26 protein-coding genes are annotated in these 22,357 nt (G+C 69.7%); 15 read left to right on the plus strand and 11 right to left on the minus strand.

Going from position 1 to position 22,357, the window contains the following annotated elements:
• Positions 1-491 precede the first annotated feature (491 nt).
• Genes ACTWP9_RS03815 through ACTWP9_RS03840 form a run of 6 tightly spaced genes read left to right on the plus strand, consistent with a single transcriptional unit; the run spans position 492 to position 5,125 of the window.
• Positions 492-2,123, plus strand: a complete 1,632-nt coding sequence (locus ACTWP9_RS03815) for an ATP-binding protein (RefSeq protein WP_443244501.1) — start codon at positions 492-494, stop codon at positions 2,121-2,123.
• A gap of 4 nt (positions 2,124-2,127) precedes the next feature.
• The gene (locus ACTWP9_RS03820; protein WP_443244502.1) at positions 2,128-2,532 is read left to right on the plus strand and encodes a roadblock/LC7 domain-containing protein; all 405 of its coding nucleotides are present in this window, start codon (positions 2,128-2,130) and stop codon (positions 2,530-2,532) included.
• Positions 2,529-2,897 (plus strand): DUF742 domain-containing protein, encoded by a 369-nt coding sequence (locus ACTWP9_RS03825; RefSeq protein WP_443244503.1) that lies wholly within the window; start codon positions 2,529-2,531, stop codon positions 2,895-2,897. The genes ACTWP9_RS03820 and ACTWP9_RS03825 overlap by 4 nt, the downstream gene beginning before the upstream one ends.
• Entirely contained in the window at positions 2,878-3,498 is a 621-nt protein-coding gene (locus tag ACTWP9_RS03830; RefSeq protein WP_443244504.1) for a GTP-binding protein, read from the plus strand. Before ACTWP9_RS03825 ends, ACTWP9_RS03830 begins: the two co-directional genes overlap by 20 nt.
• Positions 3,495-4,757 carry a cytochrome P450 gene (locus ACTWP9_RS03835; RefSeq protein ID WP_443244505.1) on the plus strand — a complete coding sequence of 421 codons (1,263 nt, stop codon included), beginning with the start codon at positions 3,495-3,497 and terminating at the stop codon, positions 4,755-4,757. The genes ACTWP9_RS03830 and ACTWP9_RS03835 overlap by 4 nt, the downstream gene beginning before the upstream one ends.
• Positions 4,712-5,125 carry a sigma factor-like helix-turn-helix DNA-binding protein gene (locus tag ACTWP9_RS03840; RefSeq protein ID WP_443244506.1) on the plus strand — a complete coding sequence of 138 codons (414 nt, stop codon included), beginning with the start codon at positions 4,712-4,714 and terminating at the stop codon, positions 5,123-5,125. The genes ACTWP9_RS03835 and ACTWP9_RS03840 overlap by 46 nt, the downstream gene beginning before the upstream one ends.
• Before the next feature lie 162 nt (positions 5,126-5,287).
• Here ACTWP9_RS03840 and ACTWP9_RS03845 read toward each other — a convergent pair whose 3' ends face one another.
• The gene (locus ACTWP9_RS03845; protein WP_443244507.1) at positions 5,288-5,863 is read right to left on the minus strand and encodes a DUF4232 domain-containing protein; all 576 of its coding nucleotides are present in this window, start codon (positions 5,861-5,863) and stop codon (positions 5,288-5,290) included.
• Positions 5,864-5,993: 130 nt separating this feature from the next.
• Positions 5,994-6,542, minus strand: coding sequence for a CU044_5270 family protein (locus tag ACTWP9_RS03850; RefSeq protein WP_443244508.1), 549 nt, complete (start codon positions 6,540-6,542; stop codon positions 5,994-5,996).
• 761 nt (positions 6,543-7,303) lie between these two features.
• Between ACTWP9_RS03850 and ACTWP9_RS03855 the strand changes: the two genes are divergently transcribed.
• Positions 7,304-8,083, plus strand: a complete 780-nt coding sequence (locus ACTWP9_RS03855) for a hypothetical protein (RefSeq protein ID WP_443244509.1) — start codon at positions 7,304-7,306, stop codon at positions 8,081-8,083.
• Between the two features lie 77 nt (positions 8,084-8,160).
• Positions 8,161-8,856, plus strand: coding sequence for a Clp protease N-terminal domain-containing protein (locus tag ACTWP9_RS03860; protein WP_443244510.1), 696 nt, complete (start codon positions 8,161-8,163; stop codon positions 8,854-8,856).
• A gap of 10 nt (positions 8,857-8,866) precedes the next feature.
• Here ACTWP9_RS03860 and ACTWP9_RS03865 read toward each other — a convergent pair whose 3' ends face one another.
• Together ACTWP9_RS03865 and ACTWP9_RS03870 are read right to left on the minus strand one after the other, a co-directional pair.
• Positions 8,867-9,034, minus strand: coding sequence for a hypothetical protein (locus ACTWP9_RS03865; protein WP_443244511.1), 168 nt, complete (start codon positions 9,032-9,034; stop codon positions 8,867-8,869).
• Between the two features lie 161 nt (positions 9,035-9,195).
• On the minus strand, positions 9,196-11,784 hold the full coding sequence (locus ACTWP9_RS03870; RefSeq protein ID WP_443244512.1) for a polysaccharide lyase family 8 super-sandwich domain-containing protein: 2,589 nt from the start codon (positions 11,782-11,784) through the stop codon (positions 9,196-9,198).
• 232 nt (positions 11,785-12,016) lie between these two features.
• Here ACTWP9_RS03870 and ACTWP9_RS03875 point away from each other — a divergent pair, with 232 nt between their 5' ends.
• Positions 12,017-12,697: a pyridoxamine 5'-phosphate oxidase family protein gene (locus ACTWP9_RS03875; protein WP_443244513.1), complete on the plus strand. Its 681-nt coding sequence runs from the start codon at positions 12,017-12,019 to the stop codon at positions 12,695-12,697.
• Positions 12,698-12,769: 72 nt separating this feature from the next.
• On the opposite strand, the gene ACTWP9_RS03880 is transcribed toward ACTWP9_RS03875, so the two are convergent.
• Together ACTWP9_RS03880 and ACTWP9_RS03885 are read right to left on the minus strand one after the other, a co-directional pair.
• A complete protein-coding gene (locus ACTWP9_RS03880) occupies positions 12,770-13,003 on the minus strand; it encodes a DUF397 domain-containing protein (RefSeq protein WP_443244514.1) in 234 nt (77 codons plus the stop codon).
• Positions 13,000-13,818: a helix-turn-helix domain-containing protein gene (locus tag ACTWP9_RS03885; RefSeq protein WP_443244515.1), complete on the minus strand. Its 819-nt coding sequence runs from the start codon at positions 13,816-13,818 to the stop codon at positions 13,000-13,002. The genes ACTWP9_RS03880 and ACTWP9_RS03885 overlap by 4 nt, the downstream gene beginning before the upstream one ends.
• Positions 13,819-13,937: 119 nt before the next feature.
• On the opposite strand from ACTWP9_RS03885, the gene ACTWP9_RS03890 reads away from it, so the two are divergent.
• Complete coding sequence (locus ACTWP9_RS03890; RefSeq protein ID WP_443244516.1) at positions 13,938-14,171, plus strand: hypothetical protein; 234 nt, start codon at positions 13,938-13,940, stop codon at positions 14,169-14,171.
• Positions 14,168-14,386 (plus strand): hypothetical protein, encoded by a 219-nt coding sequence (locus ACTWP9_RS03895; protein ID WP_443244517.1) that lies wholly within the window; start codon positions 14,168-14,170, stop codon positions 14,384-14,386. Before ACTWP9_RS03890 ends, ACTWP9_RS03895 begins: the two co-directional genes overlap by 4 nt.
• A 21-nt stretch (positions 14,387-14,407) precedes the next feature.
• Here the strand turns inward: ACTWP9_RS03895 and ACTWP9_RS03900 are convergent, their stop codons facing one another.
• On the minus strand, positions 14,408-14,545 hold the full coding sequence (locus ACTWP9_RS03900; RefSeq protein WP_443244518.1) for a hypothetical protein: 138 nt from the start codon (positions 14,543-14,545) through the stop codon (positions 14,408-14,410).
• Positions 14,546-14,645: 100 nt separating this feature from the next.
• Here ACTWP9_RS03900 and ACTWP9_RS03905 point away from each other — a divergent pair, with 100 nt between their 5' ends.
• Positions 14,646-14,936, plus strand: coding sequence for a hypothetical protein (locus tag ACTWP9_RS03905; protein ID WP_443244519.1), 291 nt, complete (start codon positions 14,646-14,648; stop codon positions 14,934-14,936).
• A gap of 105 nt (positions 14,937-15,041) precedes the next feature.
• Here the strand turns inward: ACTWP9_RS03905 and efeU are convergent, their stop codons facing one another.
• Complete coding sequence (gene efeU, locus ACTWP9_RS03910; protein WP_443244520.1) at positions 15,042-15,878, minus strand: iron uptake transporter permease EfeU; 837 nt, start codon at positions 15,876-15,878, stop codon at positions 15,042-15,044.
• A gap of 178 nt (positions 15,879-16,056) precedes the next feature.
• Entirely contained in the window at positions 16,057-16,728 is a 672-nt protein-coding gene (locus ACTWP9_RS03915; RefSeq protein ID WP_443244521.1) for an HD domain-containing protein, read from the minus strand.
• Between the two features lie 118 nt (positions 16,729-16,846).
• Here ACTWP9_RS03915 and ACTWP9_RS03920 point away from each other — a divergent pair, with 118 nt between their 5' ends.
• From ACTWP9_RS03920 to ACTWP9_RS03930, 3 genes are read left to right on the plus strand one after another with little or no spacing between them, the layout of a single operon-like run.
• Positions 16,847-17,863: a GlxA family transcriptional regulator gene (locus ACTWP9_RS03920; RefSeq protein WP_443244522.1), complete on the plus strand. Its 1,017-nt coding sequence runs from the start codon at positions 16,847-16,849 to the stop codon at positions 17,861-17,863.
• Between the two features lie 42 nt (positions 17,864-17,905).
• Entirely contained in the window at positions 17,906-18,895 is a 990-nt protein-coding gene (locus ACTWP9_RS03925) for a GlxA family transcriptional regulator (RefSeq protein ID WP_443244523.1), read from the plus strand.
• On the plus strand, positions 18,892-19,500 hold the full coding sequence (locus ACTWP9_RS03930) for a DJ-1/PfpI family protein (RefSeq protein WP_443244524.1): 609 nt from the start codon (positions 18,892-18,894) through the stop codon (positions 19,498-19,500). The genes ACTWP9_RS03925 and ACTWP9_RS03930 overlap by 4 nt, the downstream gene beginning before the upstream one ends.
• A gap of 22 nt (positions 19,501-19,522) precedes the next feature.
• Here the strand turns inward: ACTWP9_RS03930 and efeB are convergent, their stop codons facing one another.
• Both efeB and efeO read right to left on the minus strand, forming a co-directional pair.
• A complete protein-coding gene (efeB, locus tag ACTWP9_RS03935) occupies positions 19,523-20,743 on the minus strand; it encodes an iron uptake transporter deferrochelatase/peroxidase subunit (RefSeq protein ID WP_443244835.1) in 1,221 nt (406 codons plus the stop codon).
• A gap of 280 nt (positions 20,744-21,023) precedes the next feature.
• Positions 21,024-22,187 (minus strand): iron uptake system protein EfeO, encoded by a 1,164-nt coding sequence (efeO, locus tag ACTWP9_RS03940; protein WP_443244525.1) that lies wholly within the window; start codon positions 22,185-22,187, stop codon positions 21,024-21,026.
• Positions 22,188-22,357: the final 170 nt, after the last annotated feature.

Here is a 22,357-nt window from a genome sequence, read left to right on the forward strand (position 1 = left end):
TTCCCCAGACTGAGGGGATGTGTCCAGGTCAGCCGTGAGATAGGCGCGCGCTCCGCCGCCCTGAGCGATCAAAAATGAGCAAGAACAGTCAAGCGGGCGGCATTCTCCGAACGGAGGAAGCCGGAAAGTGCTGCCGTTAACGCCGGGATGGATCGTCGGCGATACGTGGCGCCTGGAAATTCCCGCAAAGCGCCCCGGAAGCGGGGGCGAAGGATCTCGCCTGTTGTATTCGAACGGAAATCCGGGATGCATGGCAGAACACGGCATCTCCTGCGGGGCGGACCTTCTTCTCGTTAAGCTCCCCGACTCCCGGCGAGTTGACGCACTCGCAGGGCGCCGTTGGCCTGCCGCCGACCGCTTCATGCCTCCCGTGAAAAGGAACCAGCACCACCAGCAGGCCATTCGGTGAACGCCGCCTCGCCGTACGGCAGCGGCCGTAGGACGAGTGCGTTTCCGACCCAGCCCCGCTTGAAAAATGGTTGAGGACCCAGATGGAACGAGCCACGAACTCACCCGCGGCCCGGCTGCCCGCTGCCTGGTACGCGTGGTGGTCACTACCCGTAGCGATATGCCTGGCCACGGCCGTGGCCATGGTCGCGGGGTCGGCCCAGGGCCGGCCGACTGTTCTCCTCGCCGGGGCGCTGGCCACCGCGGCCACGGCCATCTGCGTCGAGCGCCTGCTGAACTGCGAGAGCCGCGCCCGCCAGGCCGCCGGGAACCACCAGGCGCAGGCGGCGGCGGACAAGGCGCAGGCGGAGCACTGGCTGGCGTCCGTGCAGGAGAAGCACGCCGCTGAGGTCTCCTCGCTGCAAACGCGGCTCTCCCAGCTGACCGAGTTCCACAAGGCGCAACTGGTCCGGATCGCCGAGGAGTTCCTGCCCAAGGCCATCGACGAACTGCGCGCGGGCGAGGCGATGGACGATCTGCTGCGCCCGCTGGCCGACGATCCCGACGTACCGCAGGAGTTCAAGAGCACGCTCAGGAAGCTGCTGCGGTCCGCCATGCTCGCCATCGAGGAGGAGTTCGACCGCAGCACCTCTGCCCGCCAGTCGGTGGTGAGCATCGGCAGCCGGATGCAGGTCTACACGAACAAGATCCGTGCCCAACTGCACGAGATGCAGGGTGAGCACTGCAGGCTGCCGGCGGTTGCCCGTGACCTCATGCACCTGGACCAGGAGATCGGCCCGGCCGACTGCCTGGCCGCCAGCATCGTCGTGCTTGGCGGGGCCGACCACCCGGGCAGGCAGTGGCAGACCCACCAGCCGCTGATCAGCGTGGTCCGCGGCGGCATGGGACGCATCAAGGAGTACAAGCGCGTACAGCTACGCCGACTGCCCGAACTGGGCGTGGACGGCAACCTGGTCGACCACCTCACGCTGATCTTCGCGCACCTCATGGACAACGCGACGCGGTACTCGCCTCCGGCGGAACCGGTGATCGTCTCCGGCCGGGAAGTGCCCAACGGGCTGGGCATCCAGATCCAGGACGCGGGTACCGGGCTCAAGGCGGAGAAGAGGCAGCAGGCGTTGCGGCTGCTGAACGGCGTGATGATCGGCTCCGGGCCGGGCGGGCTGGCCGAGGACGCGCAGATCGGCCTGCGTGTGGTGGGCAATCTCGCCCGCAAGTACGGCATCACCATCACGTTCGACGACTCGCCGTGGCTCGGCACCGCCGCAGTCGTGGTGGTGCCCCACAAGTACTTCAAGCCCCTCGACAAGCCCATGTACTCCGAGCGGGCGCGGGCCACCAAGCCCCGGCGGGAGTCCGAACCCGTCGGCACGGCTCGGCCCGAACCCGTCACCGCTCGGCCCGAACCCGGCACGGCCGGCTCCGAAGCCGCCCCGGGCGGCCCGACGGGGACCGCTGCTCCGGGCAGCCTGGTCCTCCCGGACGAGGAGCCGGTTCCGGACGGCACCACACCGGGCGGTCTGCCCAAGCGCAGCAAGCAGCTCACGGACGTACCGGGCCCCGGCAACGGCATGCGTGCCGCGGCGGGCGCTGACACCCACGGCGTTCCGCCGGAGGAGTCGTTCGCCGGACTGGCCGCCTTCGTGTCCAGCAACAGCCCGGCGGGCGGGCCCGACACGCACGACCGCCTCGACGAGCAACAAGAGAGTGATTAGCCACATGACGCAGCATCAGCCCGACTTGAGCTGGGCACTCCGCGACCTGGCGGAGAGCATCCCGGAGATCCGCTTCGCCGTGGTGGCCTCCTCGGACGGAAAGGCCATCACCGCGTTCGGCGCGGACACCGATGACGCCGACCGGTTCGCCGCCATCGTCGCGGGCCTTCAGTCGCTGGCCCAGCCCGTCGCCGAACAGTTCCCCAAGAACAACGGCCAGTTGCGGCTCGCCGGGATCGAGGTCGACGGCGGACACCTCTTCGTCGTACGCGCAGGCACCGAGACGTACCTGGGCGTGCTGGCCAAAACGGGGCTCGACCAGGGCCTGCTGGGACACCAGATGAGGGACTGCGCCCGCAGGATGGGCGATCTCCTCGGCACCGTTCCGCGCCAGGAGCAGCCTGGATGACCGAACGGCAACTGGGCCCGGGGCCGTCCGGGCTGGAGCGTTACTACATACTCACCGACGGCCGCAGCGCGCCCACCGTGGGAGCGGCGAGCCTCGACGTGGCCACTCTCATCGTCGCCCGCTCCGCGCCCGAACCGGGCATCAAGCCCGAGCACGAAGCCATCCTCCGGACCTGCCGCGACCCGTTGTCGGTGGCCGAGCTGGGCGCGTATCTGGAGCTGCCCTTCAACGTTCTCTCGGTGCTGGTGGCCGACCTGCTGAACACAGGCGGCGTGGAAGCCCGTGATCCCATCGCAGGTACGCGCGACGGCGGGCCCGACCTCGCGCTCCTTGAGGAGGTACTCAGTGGACTTCAACGGCTTTGACCGGCCGGCATTTCCGCAACGGGCGGAAGCGCTGCACGCGGGAAGCCGATCGGTCAAAGTGATGGTCGCCGGCGGCTTCGGCACGGGGAAGACGACCATGGTCGGCTCGGTCAGCGAAATCGTGCCGCTCACCACCGAGGAAACCCTCACGCAGGCCACTGTCGGCGTCGACGACCTGGTCGGCGTGGCGGACAAGAAGAGCACCACCGTCAGCCTCGACTTCGGCCGGATCAGCCTCAACGAACAACTGGTGCTGTATCTGTTCGGCACGCCGGGGCAGGAGCGGTTCTGGTTCCTGTGGAACGGCCTGTTCAAGGGCGCTCTCGGCGCGGTCGTCCTGGTGGACACCCGGCGGCTGCAGTCCAGCTTCCGGGCCATCGAGGAGATGGAGAGGCTGAACGTACCGTTCGTCATCGCCCTCAACATGTTCCCCGACGCCCGCAGTTACCCCGCCGAGGAGGTGCGGGAGGCCCTGGCCATCGACCCGCACACACCGATCCTCACCTGCGACGCACGCGACCGGGCGGCCAGCCGCGATGTGCTGATCGCGCTCATCCACCACATCAAGGACCGGTCTGTTGCCGCATTGGAGCCCCGATGAACGCCCAGCCCTCCGACAGTCCGCCCCCTGACCCGCCGAACCCGCCCGCGGGCTGTCCCGTGCGGCACGCCGGTGCCGCGACGCGGCTGTACGCGGCGGAGTCCACGGTCGATCCGTACGGAACCTACTCCCGGCTGCGCAAACAGTACGGGCAGGTCGCGCCGGTGCTGCTGGAGGGCGACGTGCCCGCCTGGCTCGTACTCGGTTACCGGGAGAACCGGCGGGTGCTGGACAACCCCGACCAGTTCAGCCGGGATTCGCGCAAATGGCGGGACTGGCAGGAGGGGCGGATCGAGCAGACCTCACCGCTCGTTCCGATGCTGGGGTGGCGTCCCGACTGTCTCTCGCAGGACGGCGAGCCCCATCAGCGGCTGCGCACAGCCGTCACCGAAAGCATGCGGACGGTCGCCGATCGCGGGATACGCCGCCACGTCGTCCACTTCGCCCACCAGCAGATCGATGCCTTCGCGGACACCGGGCAGGCCGATCTGGTGCTCCAGTACGCCGAATACCTGCCGATGCTCGTCCTGACACGGCTCTTCGGCCTGCCGGAGAGCGAGGGGAAGAGCCTGGCGGCGTCCTGCGCCCAGATGATGAAGGGCGGCGAGGACGCCATCGCGCACAACGATCGCATCGGCCGAGTGCTCGCCGCCCTCACGTCGCACAAACGCGCCGAACCCGGCCCGGACTTCGCCACGGGACTGATTCAGCACCCTGCCTCCCTGGACGACGACGAGGTCCAGAACCACCTGCGTCTCGTGCTCATCGCAGCCCACACCACCACCAGCAACCTGCTGGCGCGGGTGCTCCAGACGATCCTCAGCAACGACTCCCACCTCGCCAAGGTGGTGAGCGGACAGCTGACCGTCTCGGCGATCATCGAGGAAATGATGTGGAACTCGCCGCCACTTGCCGTGCTCCCCGGCCGGTTCGCCACCGCCGACTGCGAACTCGGCGGCCAGCACCTCAAGGTCGGCGACCTGCTCATCCTCGGCCTGGCCGCGGGAAACCTGGACCCGGAGATCCGCCCGCACACGGGTACCGCGGTACGGGGCAACCAGGCCCATCTGGCGTTCAGCAGCGGCCCCCACGAATGCCCGGGGCAGGCCATCGGCCAAGCCATCATCGAGGCGGCCGTGGAGGTGCTGATCCACCGCCTCCCCGGCCTCCGCCTCACCGTGGACCCCACCGAGCTCACCGACACCGCCTCCACATGGGAGACCCGCCTCGACCACCTTCCGGTCAGCTTCGCGTCGTAGGCCGGGATGACGGGGGAGACGCCCTGGCTGCCCGGACACCTTGGAGGGCCGGAGCGGCGGGATCGGGCCTCCCCAAGGAGGTCGACGGCACCGCCTGGCTGGACGACGTGCTGGCCGACACCGACGACATCGACCGGGTGCTCTCCTCCCTGGTGCTCGTAAAGGCGTTCCGGACGCTCTCGCCCGCGCACCGCGAGGTGCTGTACGAGACGTACTGCACCGGCAGGTCGACGCGCGAGGTGTCCCTGGTACTCGGCATTCCGCCGGGCACCGTGAAGTCGCGGCTGTATCACGCGGTACGGAAACTGCGGCAGGCCCTGGGCGTCACCGAAGTCGCCGACGGCAAGCTCGTGTCCACGGCGAGGTAGCCGAGGCGTGGCCGACCCCCCGAGCGCTCGTACGGCACCGGCAGGCGAAACCGGTGCCGTACGAGCCTGGACACCCGGTCGGTACAGCTGTGCCCCTGTCGGCTGCACGCTGACAGGGGCACAGGATGTGCGCGTAGGGAGCCTGTGGCCGGCCGGACGGGATCAGCCGACCGGCACCTTCGGGGCGAACGCTGTGACGTCCAGGCGGCCGTTGTCCACCCAGGTGGGGAGCTTGAGGGTCTTGTGGGTGGTGTTGGCGGGCGGAGTGACCTGGAGGTATCCGGCGTGCCGCGCCTCGGGGGTGCCGGCGTTGGCGTGGGTCCAGGCGATGACGGCCTCGGCGCTCTGGTTGTTCTTGAGCTTCAGCGTCTTCTTGCCGGGGTCCTGCGCGTAATAGGTGTCGCCCCAGTGGACGGACGAGCCCAGCGTCCGGTGGCCGGAGTCCTCCAGGCCCAGTCCCGGGTAGCCGCGCAGATTACAGGTCTGTCCGCTGGTGTTCTTCAGCTTGAGGACGACCCCCTCGTGGTTCATCCCGCCCCCGAGCTTCTCCCCGAACGAGGCGGTCAGCCCCGACGTCCGACAGGTGGGTACGGTGGCCGTCGCCTGGCTGCCGAGTGCCTGCGCGGCCCCGGCTCCGACGAGCCCGAGCCCCGCGGCCGCGGCGACTGCCAGGCCCGCAGCGCCGACGCGCTTGCACAGCTGCCCTGCCGCGCTGGTGCGGTGGTGCTTCTCCGTCATTTCGGTCTTCCCCCTCGAGGCCGGTCAATTGTGCGCTTACGGGAGATTGGATGCGGTCACGGAGCGAAAAGTTCACCGCGGAACCCACCGAAATCTGTGATGTTGCTCACTCCGCCGCTTCCCGGTGCGGTCAGCTCCTGTGCTCGGTCGCCGTCTGCTCGTCCGCGCTGCCGGGCCGGCGGCCGGCCTTGTCGACGACGGCGTGCTCCAGCTCCGCCTCGCTGGACAGCAGCGTTCCCGCCTTTCCGTAGCTGGTGTCCTTGGTGAGGTAACTGCGGGAGCCGAGGAAGGAGAAATCCTCCTTGTCGAAGACCCACTCGGTCCGGACGCCGTGCTGCTTGTCGTCACGGGCGATACCGAGCCCCTGCCGGCCGATGGCGTCGCGGGCCCCCGGAGCCCGGGTGACACCGGGCAGCTCGGCCGCGGCCCGGTAGAGAGCAGCGCTGGTCTCGGGTGGCATCACACTGCCGAGGAGCGACCCGATCCGTTCGAACACCGCCTGGTCCCGCTCGCGTCGGTCCGGCCCCGTGCCCTTGGCCCGCGGGGTCTTGGCGTACAGATAGTCCAGCAGCTTGTCCGGGTCGGTGGGCAGGGAGCCGAGCCAGTGGTAGGTGGGCCGGTCGATGCCGGCCGGAGTGCCCTCCGTGTCGCCGAGGTTCGCGTTGATGGGCGGGATCAATCCCTGCGCAGGGCCGGGACCGCCGGGGTCTCATGTGCGGGTTTCGATAGCCGCCTGCGTCGGCCGGAACTCGGCCGGGTACGTCTCGCGCCGCCGGTACGCCTGGCGCCGGATGCGCCGTCCGGGCTCGGCGGTACGCCGCATGTACAGGCAGCGGCGTCCCTTCGCCGCGTGCCGTGCCCCTGACCGTCCGGTGCAGGCGGCCAGGGGCACGGGGCCCGATCAGGCTTCAGGCGCGGTTCCTGTGGAGGGCAGGAAGCTGCGGCCGGCAAACGCCTCGGGCTCCGAAGCCGTCATCTCCTCGAACGCGGCTCCCTTTCTTTCTCGACGTCTGGGTTCTCGCTCTCCATGACGGACTTCGGAGAATCCATTTCAGAAAGCGACCGCAGGGAAAGCAAGGGAATCGTCGAATAACCCCCCGACGGGACGGAGTTGAAGCGTCAGGGGCGCATGACCTGGACATGGGGCGCACTGCCCCACGTGACTGATCCAGAACCGTATTCCCCACACCGCGCCCGGTGCAGGCGAAAAGTCGAACAGCGGATAATCGCCGCTTTGCCACCGAATTCCGTTGTCCTCATTAGTACTGGAACTCCAGCACAGTTCCCTCCGGATCGCGTACGTGCGCCGTCACGCCACCGCGGGCATCCGGGTCAACCGGTGGCGCCGTCGGGTGCTTCTCCGAAGGGTCCGGCTGTGCCGGACGGGGCCGCGGGAACGGCCGTGGGGCAGGTGTCGGACGCGCTTTCCTGGAGGACGGGTTGGATCTGGACGCTGTCGCGGACGAGCTGTACGGACTGCAGCCCGCTGACTTCACCGCCACCCGCGACGCGCGGGCGCAGCAGGCCCGCGCGGCGGGGGAGCGGGAGCTGGCCGAGCGGATCCGCGGGCTGCGCCGCCCGACGGCGGCGGCGTGGGCCAGCAACCTCCTCGTCCGCGAGGAACCCGAGGAGGCGCGGCTGCTGCTGGAGCTGGGGGAGGCGCTGCGCGCGGCCCACCGCGACCTGGACGGCCACCAGCTCCGCGAGCTGTCCGCGCGGCAGCGGCAGATCACCGCAGCCCTCGCCCGGCAGGCCCGCGAGCTGACGGCCCGGGCAGGCCGACGGATCAGCGACGACGCCCAGCGCGAAGTCACCGAGACCCTGCACGCCGCACTGGCCGACCCCGACGCCGGCCGCGAATGGGCCGCGGGCCACCTGTCCAAACCCCTCCCCGCCCCGGTCGGCTTCACGGGCGATATCGCGGAGTCCGCCGCCGAAGCCCCGGCTCGGCCCCGCCGCACCGACGCGGCCCGGAAGAAGGCGCGCGAGGCTGAGCGAGAGCTACGGGCCCGACAGGACGAACAACGTACGGCCCAGGCCGAGGCCGACCGCGCCGAGGAACGCCATCGGCAGGCCGAACAGAACGTCGCGGAAGCACGGGAGCAACTCCGCCAGGCCGAGGAAGAGCTGCGGGCAGCCCGCGACGCGAGGCAGGCAGCTCGCGCCCGCGTGCGCGAGGCCGACCAAGCCCTGAAGCGGGCCCGAACCCGCGCCCCGTAAGGAGCGCGGTGCCCCGCCGAACGAGACGAGTGCAAGGCGACCTTGACAAAGACGTTTTGTCAAGGCGTACTTGACCTATGGCACTTCCTGACCTGGACGCTCTCATCGCGGAAGTCGACCGCACCTGCGAGGTCGCGCACCGCCCCGGCGGGCACGAACAGCCCGACTGGCTCGCCCTGTTGGCCTCGGCCGCCGAGCTGGCATCCCAACTCCAGGTCCTCGCGGACGACCTGGTCGAAGACTACGTGGAACACTGCCGGCTGCACGGCATCTCCTGGACGGACATCGGTGCCGCCCTCGGTGTCACCCGGCAAGCGGTGCAACAGCGCTTCCACGCCCCGCACAAGAGATACACGCCGGAGGTCCTCACCGAGGAACTCCAGCAGGCCATGGCCCATATGAAGCAGGCCGCCATGCAGCACCGCAACAACTACATCGGCACCGAACACCTGCTGTGGGGGCTCACCTCGGAGGGCAACAGCGCCACAGCGCTGCTGGCCGCGGCAGGAGCCGACCCCGAGGAGATCCACCGCGCCGTGGGGGACCGGCTGAGCATGGGCGCCTCCCAGGCGGCCGAGCGCATCGCCTGGACCCCGTACTCCCGCAAGGCCATCGCCCTCGCGGAGGAGCAGGCGGAACAGTCCGGTGCCGAGCTCATCGGCTGCGACCACCTGCTCCTCGGCATCGCCGAGATCGGCCGCGGTGCGGGGGGTACCGTGCTGATCGAGGCAGGGCTGGGCGCTGACCGGCTGCGTAAGACACATACGGGCTGATCCGGGCGGATCAGCCCGAGTCCTCGTCGCGTTCGCCCTCGGCCTGGGACGGTGTGGTGCGCGGGAGGTCCGGATGCTCGGCCTTGCGGCGTTCCGAGGGTGGTATGGAACGGGCCTCCGCGAAGCCGTTGTCGCGCTCACCCTCAGCCTGGGAGGGCGTCGGTGTCTGGTCACTCATCGTGTCGCTCCTCTCGCTAACCGCGATCCCGCGTGCGTATGCCGAGTACCCACTTCTGACGAGAGGGTGCCCCTTGCCCGATTCCCCAGGCTGCGGGAGCGTCGTGGCCGGTCGCGCAGTTCCCCGCGCCCCTGACGGGGCGCAGCCCCCATGCCGGGTACTCAGCGGAGAGTGACGGCGAAGGACCGCCCGTAGGCATGCCGGGTGCGGATACTCAGCAGGGTGCCGCCCGGCGCGGGGCCGACCCGTACGTCGGGTACCGAAGAGACGGGGCGCAGCCGACGGCCGCGCAGCAGGACGGTGAGCCGGTCACGCCGCATGGTGGGATCGGAGGCGGCAACGGTCACCCGCCCGTTGCCGCCTCCGCGACGGACGAGGACCGAGGCCGGGCCGTCGAGGGCGAGCCCCGCGACCGTCCGCCTGCCGTCGCCGAAGGAGTTGACGGCCAGCAGGCCGAGCCCGGTGTGCCGCACCGCCTGGAGGCGGGTGGTGTTGGCGAGGACGGCGAGGGGGCCGCCATCAGCACCGTAGGCGCGCAGGTCCCGTTCGGTGGCGTGCGGCACCAGCGCGTAGGCGAAGGACCGCGGCGCGGCACCCGCCTCCTGCCGGAACGCGGCGCGGAAGACCTGGCGGGTGACGGCGGTGTCCGGGTTCGCGGTACGGACGACCCGGCGGCTGCGGGTGACGGTCTCCAGAGCGACGGTGACCGGGTGGCGGTCCGCGCCGGGGGAGCCGAGGAACACATACCCGACCGCCGACCCCCGCGTCTCGTCGGCGTACCGCAGCCAGCGCAGCCGCTCCGTGCCCGTGGCGGACGACCACCGGCCGCCACCGGCACGCTCCGCGCTGATCCGCACGATGGCGTCCGGAGCCGCGATACGCGCATCCACGGTGGTGGTCACCGCCCGGCCGCCTCCCTCTCCCTCCCCGTCCCCGACACCTGCCGCCAGCACCACGATCTCGTCGTCCAGCAGGAACCAGGACTTGGTGGCCGTCGCATTCCGGTACACCGTGAAGTCGTCGGGCAGCCGGTCGCGTTCCGCGTAGGCGATGTCGTCGGACTGCACCATCCCAACCGTCCCGTACGCACCCAGTACGGCGCCGCCGGAGTGGCGGTCGGTGCCCCGCGGGAAGTACACATACGTGTTCTGCGACTCGGAAGAGGGCGTGAAGTGCAGCGGGTGGTCCGGGTTGTCGTAGTACGGCTTCCCGTACAGCTCGGGGACGCTCTTCCGCTGCTCGTCAGGGGCGGTGACACCAGCGAGCCCGTGGGGCGGCACGGTGGTGTAGTAGTCCACACCGAACGCGTCCCGCTGGTCCTCCCCGGCGAGGTAGAGGTAGTACGCGCCGTCGCCCTGGAACCAGGGCAGCAGATTCTCCCCGTTCATGTACTCGTACTTGCTGATCCGCTCCGAGCTGCGGGCCAGCGCGAAGGCGTGCCCAGGGCGCCGGTGCACCGTCCTGTCCATGGCGTTGAAGGCGGTGCAGCGCGCTGCCGGATTCAGGTCGGCGGCCGGTACCGAACCGTCCGCGAGGATCGCAGCGTGGCGCACCACCGTGAGCGGCGAGACGAAGCGCGCCGGGTCGGGCGGGGTGGCCGAGGCCGCGTCCAGATGCTTGACGTAACTCTTGAGCGCGGAGGCCCGCTCCCCCTCCGCATACGCCGACAGATCGGTGACGGCCTCGGCCACCGCCGCGCTGTCGGCGTATCCGCCACCCGTACGGGAGACGGCCCGACCCTTGACGATCTCCATCATCCAGCCCTCGAAGACGACGGGCGCGAAACCGTCCGTCACCCACCGGTGCACCACCGGCACCAGCACCTCGGTGTTGGCATACCCGGTCCCGTCGAGGAACTTCAGCATCTGCACAGCCCGGGTCAGCAGGCCCTTTCCGTACGACCCCGTGTAGGCGACGGACGTGTGCTGGATGAACGAGCCGTCCGCGTAGTGCCCGTCGGTGACGCCGTGGTTCAGGTGGTACGGGTCGATCGTCGCGTAGACGGTCAGCTGATCCTCCAGCGCCTTGCGGATCCGTGCCTCGTCGCCCAGCAGAGCGCCTTGCAGAATCCGGTTGGTGGTGATGTCGGCCAGGTTGGCGCCGGTGTGGAATCGGGAGTCGAGATCGACGTCGCCGTCCTTGCCGTTGCGCAGATACGCGTCCATCGATGCGATGTAACGGTGCGTCAGCTCGGGCCGCTGTGCGGCGACGTCCTCGGCGAGCAGCACCAGGGTGGCCGTGACGCTGGTGGAGATGCCGATCTCCCAGTTGAACCAGTTGCCGTAGTAGCCCTGCGACTGGTCGCCGTAGTAGCGCTCATGCAGCGAGACGAGCCCGTCGACGACCCGGCGCCGGGTGGCGGCATCGCCGGGCGGGCCGCCGGACGGGATGCCCGGGGCGCGGGCGGCCAGGGCGATCTCGTACAGCCGCCGGAACGACGTGTTGAGGTTCGCGTCGCTGCTGCCCAGCGGCAGCCCGCGGAACAACTCGTTCTCGCCCGCGGCAGCCATGTCCGCCAGATGGCTGCGGGCCGCCTCGGCGACCGCCGCCAGCTTGGCCGCCGTCTCGGGGCGCGAGTTGGACTCCGGCGTCCCGGCGAGGACGGCACGGATGTTGCCGAGCAGCCGCTCGACACCGGCGTCGCCGCCATGGGCACTGCCCGCCGCGGCGAACGCCTCGGTGGAGGGAATCACCGCTGCCAGCCCGGCAGCGGACAAGAGGGACAGCACATGTCGACGCGTGATCTCCATGGGGCCTCCCGGTGGGAGCCGGACCGATGTGGCGCAGCCAACCAAGCAGTCAAACAGCCACCGGGGACCTCGACAAGCAACCGCGCACGAGGAACCGGTACCGGGTGCGGACGTGCTGCGGAATCCGTTGCCGTGGATTATTTTTGCAACGCTTTCCATGGTGCTCTGGTCATACAGCAAAGAAAACAGTAGCTTGAGCCGAGTCCGACGCAGCACGCCCACGAGGTGCCGTATGAGCCAGCCAGCCCCCAGCCGGTCCCTGTCGCAGACGGACCGCACTCGACACCGCAGACTGCGCGAGCAAGGCAGCCACGACCGGGGCGACCTGGAGGCCATCCTTGCTGCGGGGTTCGTCTGCCACCTCGGGGTCACCGTCGACGGGAGCCTCATGGTGGTGCCCACCGTCTACGGCTCCGACGGCAGCACGCTGTACGTACACGGTTCGGTCGCCAGCCGCAGCCTGGTCGCCTCCCCGACGGCGAACGTGTGCGTCACCGTGACCCACGTGGACGGACTCGTGCTGGCCCGCTCCGTCTTCGAGCACGGCATCAACTACCGCAGTGCCATGATCTTCGGCATCCCCCGCCGCGTCACCGACCCCGACGAGAAGTGGACGGGCCTGCGCTGCCTCACCGAGCAGGTGACGCCCGGCCAATGGGACTACGCCCGCCGCCCCAACCGCAAGGAATTGGCCGCCACTTCCCTGCTCGCCCTCTCCCTCGACGAGGCGTCCGTCAAGATCCGCACCGGCGCCCCCGACGACGGTGACAGCCCCGACGCCGAACTCGGCCTGTGGGCGGGCGAACTCCCCCTCCACACCCTCTGGGGCACCCTATGCGCCGACCCGGCCCTCCCCACCGGCATCCAGCCCCCGCCCCACCTGGAAGCACGCCAGGGCACCGCCCTCGACTGAACCTGCCGGAGCGCACGTCAACGGCACGGCAAGTTGCCCTCCGGCCCGCCCGCCGGGCCGAACGAGAACCGCTCAGGTGACGGGAGTTCGGTCCTGGCTGAAGCCGCCTTCGCGGACCTGCGTGATGAATGCCTGCCAGGCGGGGGAGGGGATGAGGAGGGCGGGGCCTTGGGGGTTTTTGGAGTCGCGGACGGGGAGGGAGGGGCCGGGGTAGTCGACGGCGACCTCCAGGCAGTTGCCGCCGTTCTGGCCGCTGTAGCTGCTCTTGCGCCATGTTGTGACGGGCAGATCGGTCGCGCTGGTCATGAGAGTTCCTTCGCTCTGGCAGCGATCAGGTCGACTGACGCACTGGGAGGGAGTGCATCGGCTCGCAGCAGATCATAGGCGTGGTGGTAACCGGTGACCTCGGCTGGTGCGGCGCTGATGTGGCCGCGGGCACGGCCATCGATGTATACGACGTCGGCGCCCTCGGTCATCGTCAGCCCGGCGAACGGCCCATCCATGCTGGCATGCGCCCCCACATCGAACGGGACGACCTGCACGATGGTTCGGGGGTCCTCCGTCGCCTCCATGACGGACCGCAGCTGTCGGGCCATGACTTCCGGGCCACCGACGGTCCTGCGCAGCACGTTCTCGTCGAGAACGACCCACAGCGTGGCCCGATTTTCGCGCTCCAGGATGTGCTGGCGGGTCATTCTGGCCGCCACCAGCTCATAGGCGTTCGACAGGCGGGCGGCGGCGAAGAGTGCTTGTGCGTACTCCTCCGTCTGCAACAGCCCCGGCACGACCTGGTTCTCGAAGTTCCAAATGCTGACGGCGTCCTTCTCCAGTTCCACGAACGGCCGGAACCAGTCCGGGTACGCGTGCTCGATCACTACGGGCCACAGGCGGGCGAACATTCCACCTGTGCCGAGCACCTCGTCACAGCGTTGGGCGAACTCCTCGCTCGGGACGCGGCTCGCGGACTCGATCCGGGAAATGTACGAGTGGGTGCAGAAGGTGTGCCGGGCCAGCTTGACCTGGCTCAGTCCGGCCTCTTCCCTTCTGATCCGCAACTCGGTGCCGAAGTAGGCCAGGGTCGACACCTTGGGATCGACTTCGAGGGCGTTCTCTGCGGCCATCTTTACTCTCCGCCTCTTGACAAGCACAGGTGCACAGCGATTGCTCTCCACAAGGCTATGTCCGGAGCGCCACTGTGGGGCCACAGAAAGTGAAATCCCCCTCAAGAAAGGCGCGTTCCATGGCAGAGAGCCGTCACGAGAACCCGACGCTGGCCAAGCTCCGCGATGCGGAGGAGACATGCGAGCGGCTCCGTACCGCACTCGCCGAGGCGGACATCATGTTGCCCTCACTCCGGGTGGACCTCGCCTCCTGTGCGAGCGCCGCACTGCGCAGCCCGCTTCTCGAACTGGGCGGCTGCAATCTGGCGACGGCGGAGAAGCTGGCCAAGGCGCTGGGCAGGCAAGGGAGTTGAGCCGTACGGAATGGCGGAAGGGCGAGGTCGTCACCGACCTTGCCCGCCGCACGGCGGGCTTCGTCCACTCGGTTGCGGAGGACGGCGCGGTGCGGCTCGTACGCCCGGGTGGGCCCGCATGGGCGGCTGATCCGCAGCACCTGCGGCCGGCTACCCGCGCCGAGGTGATGTCGGCGAAGGTGGCGACGGCCAACCACCGTTGGGGGCTCCATTGATGAAGCGGTGCGGCATCCATCTCAGCGGCGGCGGCGTTTGCCCCGCCGCTTGATCGACTCCCAGGCGATCCAGACGGAGGTGATGGTCCCGATCGCGATGATCACGCTGGACAGTGCGGAGACGGCCGTGAGGATCAGGGTCACGTCCTCTTGGCTCACGTGGACCCCCTCTGTCGGTGTAGCACCCATTTTTTAGAGGGGGGCTAGAAGAAATCAAGAGGGGGTAGAAGGGGCTCGCGGAGCGTCGTAGGCTTACCGTATGACCGACACGCCCGCTCCCCTCCCGCAAGTAGCCCCCGGAGTGCGCGCGGCCATGGCTGCACACATCGAAGCCGCACTCGCCTGTCTTGACTCCATCCCCGACCCGGTCGACCGTGAGGTGACGGCCCGGGCTTTGGCCGACGACCTGCTGCCCGAGGCGGCTCGGCGCGTGAAATCAGTACGGGGTGAGGCGGTGGTCGAGCTGCGCGAGAACATGAAGCTGCGCGAAGTTGCGCAACTGCTCGGCATCTCGGTTCCGCGTGTCGATCAGCTCGCCAAGGGCAAGTGAGCCCATCTCAGAGACGATCCGCGTCCCCTGGGCGTCAGCCGACGGCCATACTCGGGCCATAAATCGGCTGATCCCGACGAGCCCCGACGAGCCCCGACGAGCTGCTCAGGCCGCCGTCGTCGTCGGCTTCCGCGTGGACGCGCCCCGCTGTGGGGCCAGGAAGAAGGCCATCGTCACGCCCAAGTAGAGGACCCAGACCACGACTTGGATGACCGTCGGGTCGGGCTGGAAGTTGAAGACGCCCTTCAGAAGGGTGCCGTACCAGCTGTCCGGGGAGATGGTGGAGCTGATGTCGAAGGCTTTGTTCTCGAGGCCGCCCAGGAAGCGCGCTTCCTGGAGGTCGTGGACGCCGTACGCGAGGACCCCCGCGGCCACGACCACCAGCATGGCGCCGGTCCAGGTGAAGAAGCGGGCGAGGTTGATCCGCAGGGCGCCGCCGTAGAAGAGCCAGCCGAGGACGACGGCGGTGGCCAGGCCCAGCAGGACGCCGATCAGCGGCGAGGAGCTGCCCTCGCCGCCGGCCCGTACCGAGGCCCAGACGAACAGCGCGGTCTCCAGCCCCTCGCGGCCGACGGCCAGCAGCGCGGTGGCGACCAGCGCGCCGGTGCCCATCTGCAGAGCGGCGTCCAGCTTGCCGTGCAGCTCGCTCTTCAGATGCCGGGCTGTACGGCGCATCCAGAAGACCATCCAGGTGACCAGCCCGACGGCGAGGATGGACAGCGAGCCGCCGAGCGCCTCCTGCGCCTCGAACGTCAGCTCCTTCGAGCCGAACTCGAGCGTCGCGCCGAAAGCGAGGGAGATGGCGCAGGCCGCCGCTATACCCAGCCAGACGGGGCGCAGGGCATCCCGCCGCTCCGTCTTGACCAGGTAGGCGACGAGGATGCAGACCACCAGACTGGCCTCCAGGCCCTCCCGCAGGCCGATCAGATAGTTCCCGAACATCCCGGTCCTCCCGTGCAACCCGTGCCGCTGGTTCACCTGACCTGCGTCGACGGGAGTCTACCGGTGGCCTGACCTGCATGGATGGGGGAGGCAGGGGCTCAGAGGCAAGACGCTGGTGCCCTACGCGCAGGGAGGAGCTGCCAGCCCCGCCGCAGGCCCAGTGCCCCGCTGTCGGCACTCACCTCTTCGGTTCGTAGCCCGCGTAGTCGTTCCAGCCGGAGGGCTGGGTCATCAGCTGTTTCCAGGTGGGCCAAGGCTCCTGGGTCTGCTGGCGGACAAGTTCGCCGGGCATGGTGAAGGGCGGCGCCTTGTGCGGCTTGTCGAGTGCCTGACCGACGATCGTGTCGTAGAGCACGGCAGCGGCATGCAGGCGGGGCAGCACGGTATGGACGCGGTCGGCGTAGCCGGCCGGAAGGACGGGCGGGTCGTCGTCGCCGAGGTCCAGTCCGGCACCGGCCGTCACGAGGGCGATCTCGGGCCGCTTGCGTTGCGCGATCTCGTAGTGCAGGTGCAGGGCGACGGCGTCCCATACGACCTCGACCCGGTCGGCCGACATCCCCTCCTCGCTGAGGAATCGGGCGGCAAGATCGGCGCCGTCGATATCGAAGGGCTGATCCCCGTTGCCCTCGGAGCTGAGCCCGGCATCGTGCAGTACGCAGCCCAGGAACAGCAGTTCGTCGTCGTAGTCGTGATCGGGGCGCAGGCCCTGCTGTTCGCCGAGAGTGCGCCCGTAGAGGTAGGTGCGCAGGCTGTGGTTGAAGATCGCGGGATCCTCGATCCCCTTGACGAATCGGAGCGTCTTCAGCGCCATCTCGGTGCGGGGAAACGGCAATTGTTCGTAAGCGTCCATGGTGTCCATCAGGTGTCTTTTCTGAGAGGTGCGGACAGGGCTGGTCCTCGGCGCCGGGCCGGGCACGCCTCCATGCTCGGCGGGGACACCGAGGCGCGACAGTGGCAGGATTGCCGCCATGCGAGAGGAAACTGCCTCGACGAATCCCGACGGCGCGTGCGGTGGTGGTGCGCCGCACCGGGTGGCGGTGCTGGTGCTGGACGGTGTGCTGCCCCTGGACATGGGCATTCCGGCCCAGGTCTTCACCGCGGTGCCGGACGAGCCGTACGAGATGGTGCTGTGCGGGCGCTCGGCGGGCCCGGTGCCGACGGCGGCAGGGTTTGCCGTGACGGTGACGGCGGGACTGGAGGCGCTGGAGCGCGCGGACACCGTGGTGGTCCCGGGCTACGCGCCGCATCTGAGCGAGGTGCCTGCGGCCGTGCTCGAAGCCCTGGCCGCAGCGCACGCCAGAGGCCGGCGGCTGGTTTCCGTCTGCACCGGTGCGTTCGCCCTGGCCGCCGCCGGCGTTCTGGACGGGTGTACGGCCACCACCCACTGGCTGTTCGCCGATGATCTGGCGGCGCGGCACCCACGGGTGTCGGTGGACCCGCGGGTGCTGTACGTGGACGAGGGGCAGGTACTGACCTCGGCCGGTGTTGCGGCCGGTATCGACCTGTGTCTGCACCTGGTACGGCGCGACCTGGGCGCCGCGACCGCCAACGAGGCCGCGCGCACCGTGGTTGCCGCGCCCCACCGCGACGGCGGGCAGGCGCAGTACATCAGGCGCCCACTGACCGGCGCGACGGACGGCACCACGCTCGCACCCACCCGGGAGTGGGCCCTTGCCCATCTGCATGAGCCGCTGACGGTCCGTCGACTCGCCGCACATGCGCACATGGCGCCCCGGACCTTCGCCCGGCACTTCGTCGCCGAGTCCGGAACCACGCCGTTGCGGTGGCTGCTCGCGGCCCGGATCGACCGGGCGCGGGAACTCCTGGAGAGCACCGGACTCACCATCGACCAGGTGGCCGAGCGGTGCGGGCTGGGCAGCCCTTCCAACCTGCGGCTGCACTTCCGGCGGGTCCTGGGCACGTCGCCCACCGCCTACCGCGCCACGTTCGCGGCCCCGGAACCGGTGGCGCGATCTGTGGGGTAGTCGTCGTTGACGTCGGCGCGGTGGCGATCGAGGGTGGACGGCGTGGAAGGACGCCGCATCGTTTTCGTGATCTTCGACGGATTCCAGACCCTCGACCTGACCGGCCCGTACGAGGTGTTCCAGCGCGCCGACCTCCTGGCCGGCGGCTACCAATGCGACATCGTCGCGGCCCGCGCCGGGCTGCTGCGCTCCGGCAGCGGACTGCCGGTGCACGCCGGGCACGGCGTGGACGACGCGCCGTCCGACGGTGTCGACACGTTGGTGGTGGCCGGCGGTTCGGGCGTCGACAGGGCCCGGCACGACCCGGCGCTGACCGGGTGGATCGCCGCCGCGGCGGCCGGTGCGCGGCGCGTCACCTCAGTGTGCAGCGGTGCTTTCCTGCTGGCCGCAGCCGGACTGCTGGACGGCCGCAGGGTCACCACGCACTGGGGCCGCGCCCGACAGCTCGCCCGCGAGTACCCACGGGTGCACGTCGACAGCGCGCCGATCTTCGTCCGCGACGGCCGCGTATGGACCTCGGCCGGTGTCACCGCCGGCATGGACCTGGCACTGGCGCTGGTGGAGGACGACCTGGGCCGCGACGTCGCCCACGCCGTCGCCCGCCACTTGGTGCTGTTCCTGCGGCGGCCCGGCAGCCAGGCACAGTTCAGCGTGGCGCTGTCCACCACACCGCCGGCCACAGACCCCGTCCGAGCCGCAGTCGCGGCCATCCACGCGGACCTGCGCGCCCGGCACGCCATCGACGAACTGGCAGCGCACGCCGGGCTCAGCCCGCGCCACCTGCAACGCCGGTTCACCGCCGAACTCGGTGTCCCACCCGCGGCCTACGTCGAACGCGCCCGCGTCGAGGCCGCACAGCGGGCGCTCGCCGAGGGCGACGAACCGGTGGAAGCCGTCGCGCGCCGCTGCGGTTTCGGTACCGCCGAGACCCTGCGCCGCACCTTCCACCGGCACCTCGGCGTCGCGCCGTCCGACTACCGGAGCAGGTTCCGGTCCACTGCCGACCCCCTTACCGCACAGGAGTACTCATGACGACCTACGGTCTGCTGATCTTCGACGAGGCCGAGGAGCTGGACTTCATTGGCCCCTGGGAGGTGTTCACCGCCTCCTCGATGCTCCGCAGCGACGCCGACACCGCCGTGCTGATCGCCGAACGGCCTGACCCGGTCCGCTGCAACAAGGGCATGCGGGTGCTGCCTGACCACACGCTGGACGACCATCCGATGCTGGACGTGCTGCTGGTCCCCGGCGGTCGTGGCGCCCGCATAGGTCAGCTGCACAACCCCGTACTGCTCGATTGGATCGCCGAAACCGCCCGGCAGGTCACCTGGCTGGCGAGCGTGTGCACCGGCGCCGCCCTGCTGCACGCGGCCGGTCCGGCGCGTGGTCGCCGGGTGGCCACACACTGGAACTATGAGGACACCCTTGAGGCGCACGGCGATGTGACGGTCGCACGCGAAGCCCGCTATGTCGTGGACGGGAATCTGGTCACCAGCCAGGGCGTGTCTGCCGGGATCGACAGCGCCCTGTGGCTCATCGGCGCCCTGCACGGCCGCGACCACGCCCGCGCCGTACGCCGCTACATCCAGTACGAGCCCGCGCCGCCCTACCTCGCCGACGAGCCGCTTGCCGCCTGAGCAGCTTCTTCGGGGACTCCGGTCAAGAGAACAGCTCGCGGCCCCACCAGTCGTCCTTGTCGCGGACGCCCGGCGGGATGGCGAAGACGGCTGAGCCGACGTGCTGGATGTACTCGTTGAGTGCGTCGTTGCGCGCCAGCCTGCGCTGGACGGGGATGAACGCGCGGCGTACGTCCCGCTGGTACGCGAGGAAGAACAGCCCCGCGTCGAGGCGGCCGAGACCGTCGGTGCCGTCGGTGAAGGAGTAGCCGCGGCGCAGCATCCGGGCCCCCTCGTTGCTGTCCGGGTGGGCGAGACGGACGTGTGAGGTGGGCAGCATCGCCTTGAGGAACGGCTCGTCGTGCTCCTTCGCCTTGCCGACGGGCGCGCCGACGCGCTTGTCCCGGCCGAAGATGTCCTCCTGCTCCTTGAGCGAGGTGCGGTCCCACGTCTCGATGTGCATCCGGATCCGGCGGGCCACCAGATAGGAGCCGCCGGCCAGCCACTCGGGGCCGTCCTTCTTCGACACCCACACGTGCTCGTCGAGGGCCTTGGCGTCGGTGCCGGAGATGTTCCGGGTGCCGTCCTTGAAGCCGAACAGATTGCGTGGGGTCTGCGCGTCGGGCGTGGTGGACGAGGTCTTGCCGAAGCCGAGCTGGGACCAGCGGATGGCGGCCTTGCCGAAGCCGATACGGGCCAGATTGCGGATGGCGTGCACGGCGACCTGCGGGTCGTCCGCGCACGCCTGCACGCACAGATCGCCGCCGCTGCGGGCCTTCTCCAGCTTGTCGCCGGGGAAGGCCGGCAGCTCGACGAGCGCTTCGGGCCGCCGCCCGGCCAGCCCGAAGCGGTCGTTGTCGAAGAGGGCGGCGCCGAAGCCGATGGTCAGGGTGAGGCGGGACGGCTTGAGCCCCGCCGCCTCACCCGTGTCGTCCGGCGGCGACTCGGGGATCGGCCCGAACGCGCCCTCACCGACCGCGTGGCCGCCCGTCATCCGTGCCGCGGCGGCGGTCCAGTCCTTGAGGAGCTGGACCAACTCGGCGCGGTCCTTGGTCGTCACGTCGAACGCCGCGAAGTGCAGCCGGTCGGGCACGGCGGTGGCGATACCCGCCTGGTGTGCGCCGTGGAAGGGCACGGCCTGCCCCGCGGTTCCGGAAGCGGTCTTCGCGTTGTCGTTGTGCAGCGCGGTGGCCGTACCACCGGCCGCGACGGCGCCCAACGCCACCCCGGCCCCGCCCCAACCGAGCAGGGAGCGCCGCGCCACGGCGGGCCGGGCACCGGTGGCCTCGGCCTGTCCGGGCTGTTCGCCTTGTCCGGGCTGCCCGTCCTGCCCGGGCTGTCCGACCTGTTCGCGCTGTTCTCCCGGGCTGCGCTGTTGTTCCTGGCCACGCTGTCCCTGGCTCTGCCCGGGCTCGGGGGTTCGTTCCTCGTCCGGTTCGACCCGGTGCTGCTCAGTGCTGTTGCTGTCTTCCGCTGTCACGGACGCGCTCCTCGTACTCACCGTCCGGTCGCCGTCTCCGCCGTCCGGACGTCGGCTCCGGCGGCTACTTGACGACGGCCGCCGCCAGCTTGGACAGCGGCTCCGCCAGGGCGTTCACCGCGTCCGAGAGCTCCTTGCGCTCACTCTTGCCGACCTTGTCGTACGACGTGAACGCGTAGTTGTCCTTGTCCTTGCCGTCGTCCTCGCGGTACTTGTCCAGGAGCTTGTTCAGCGCGGAGAACTGGGTGTCCAGCTCCTTGACCAGCGCCGCGTCGTTCTTCTTGGCGACCGGCTTGAGCAGCTTGTACGACTTCTCGGCGCCCTCCACGTTCGCCTTGAAGTCGACCAGATCGGTGTGGCTGTAGCGCTCCTCCTCGCCGGTGACCTTGCCGGTGGCGACCTCGTCGAGGAGTTCCTTGGCACCGTTGGCCATGGAGGTGGGGGTGATCTCGGCCTTACCGACCCTCTTCTGCCAGTCGGTGAGGTCCTTGATGAGCCGGTCGGCGAGCTTCTTGTCGGCTGCGGTGAGCTTCTTGTCCTTCCACAGCGACTTCTCCAGGCGGTGCCAGCCCGTCCAGTCCTTCTCCGGGTCCTGGCCGTCCTCCAGACCGTCCTCGCGCAGGTCGACCTTGGGGTCGATGTCGCCGAAGGACTCCGCGACCGGCTCGGTGCGCTCCCAGCCGATGCGGGAGGGCGCGTACAGCTCCTTCGCCTTCTCCATGTCGCCCGCCTTGACGGCTGCTGCGAACTTCTTGGCCTTCGGCAGCGTCTGTTCGGCCTGCTGGAGCGTGTAGTCGCGGTAGGCGGAGACGGCGGCGTCCAGCTTCGGGTCACGCTTGGCGGTCTTGGAGCCGCCGGTCGCCTTGACCTTCTGGCGGATGCCGTTGCCCTTCATCCCGGGCTTGCACGCGATCTCGTAGTCGCCCGCCTTGATCTCCGCGGTGACCTTCGCCTTCGTCCCGGCGCCGATGTTCTCCCGCTCGGTGACGATCCGGCCGTCCGGGTAGAGGATGTAGACCTCGTTGACCTTGGAGCCCTTGTTCTCCACCGCCAGTTGGACATGGCCGGCGGGGAACGACGTACGGGACACCTTGCAGGAGTCGTCGGTGGCGGTCACCTCGATCGCGCCCTCCCCGCCGGCGTCGGCCTTCTCGGCGCACCCGCTGACTGCGGCAAGCGATATCGCGGCCAGGGCAGCGCTGACGGCACAGAGGCGGACGGGACGCATATCGAACTCCAGCGGGGCGAGTGTGACGAGCGGGCCTCCAAGGTGAGGCGAGCCTAACTTAGCCGGACCTTATCTCACGGTCCAGCTGCCGACATCGCCGGTGACCGCCGTCACCGCCCGCTCCCCGGCCCCGTCACGGCCCGCCCTGACCGCTTCGCTCCCCCGGCCCC

It is taken from the genome of Streptomyces sp. 3N207 (genome assembly GCF_052246355.1).
GTDB lineage: Bacteria > Actinomycetota > Actinomycetes > Streptomycetales > Streptomycetaceae > Streptomyces.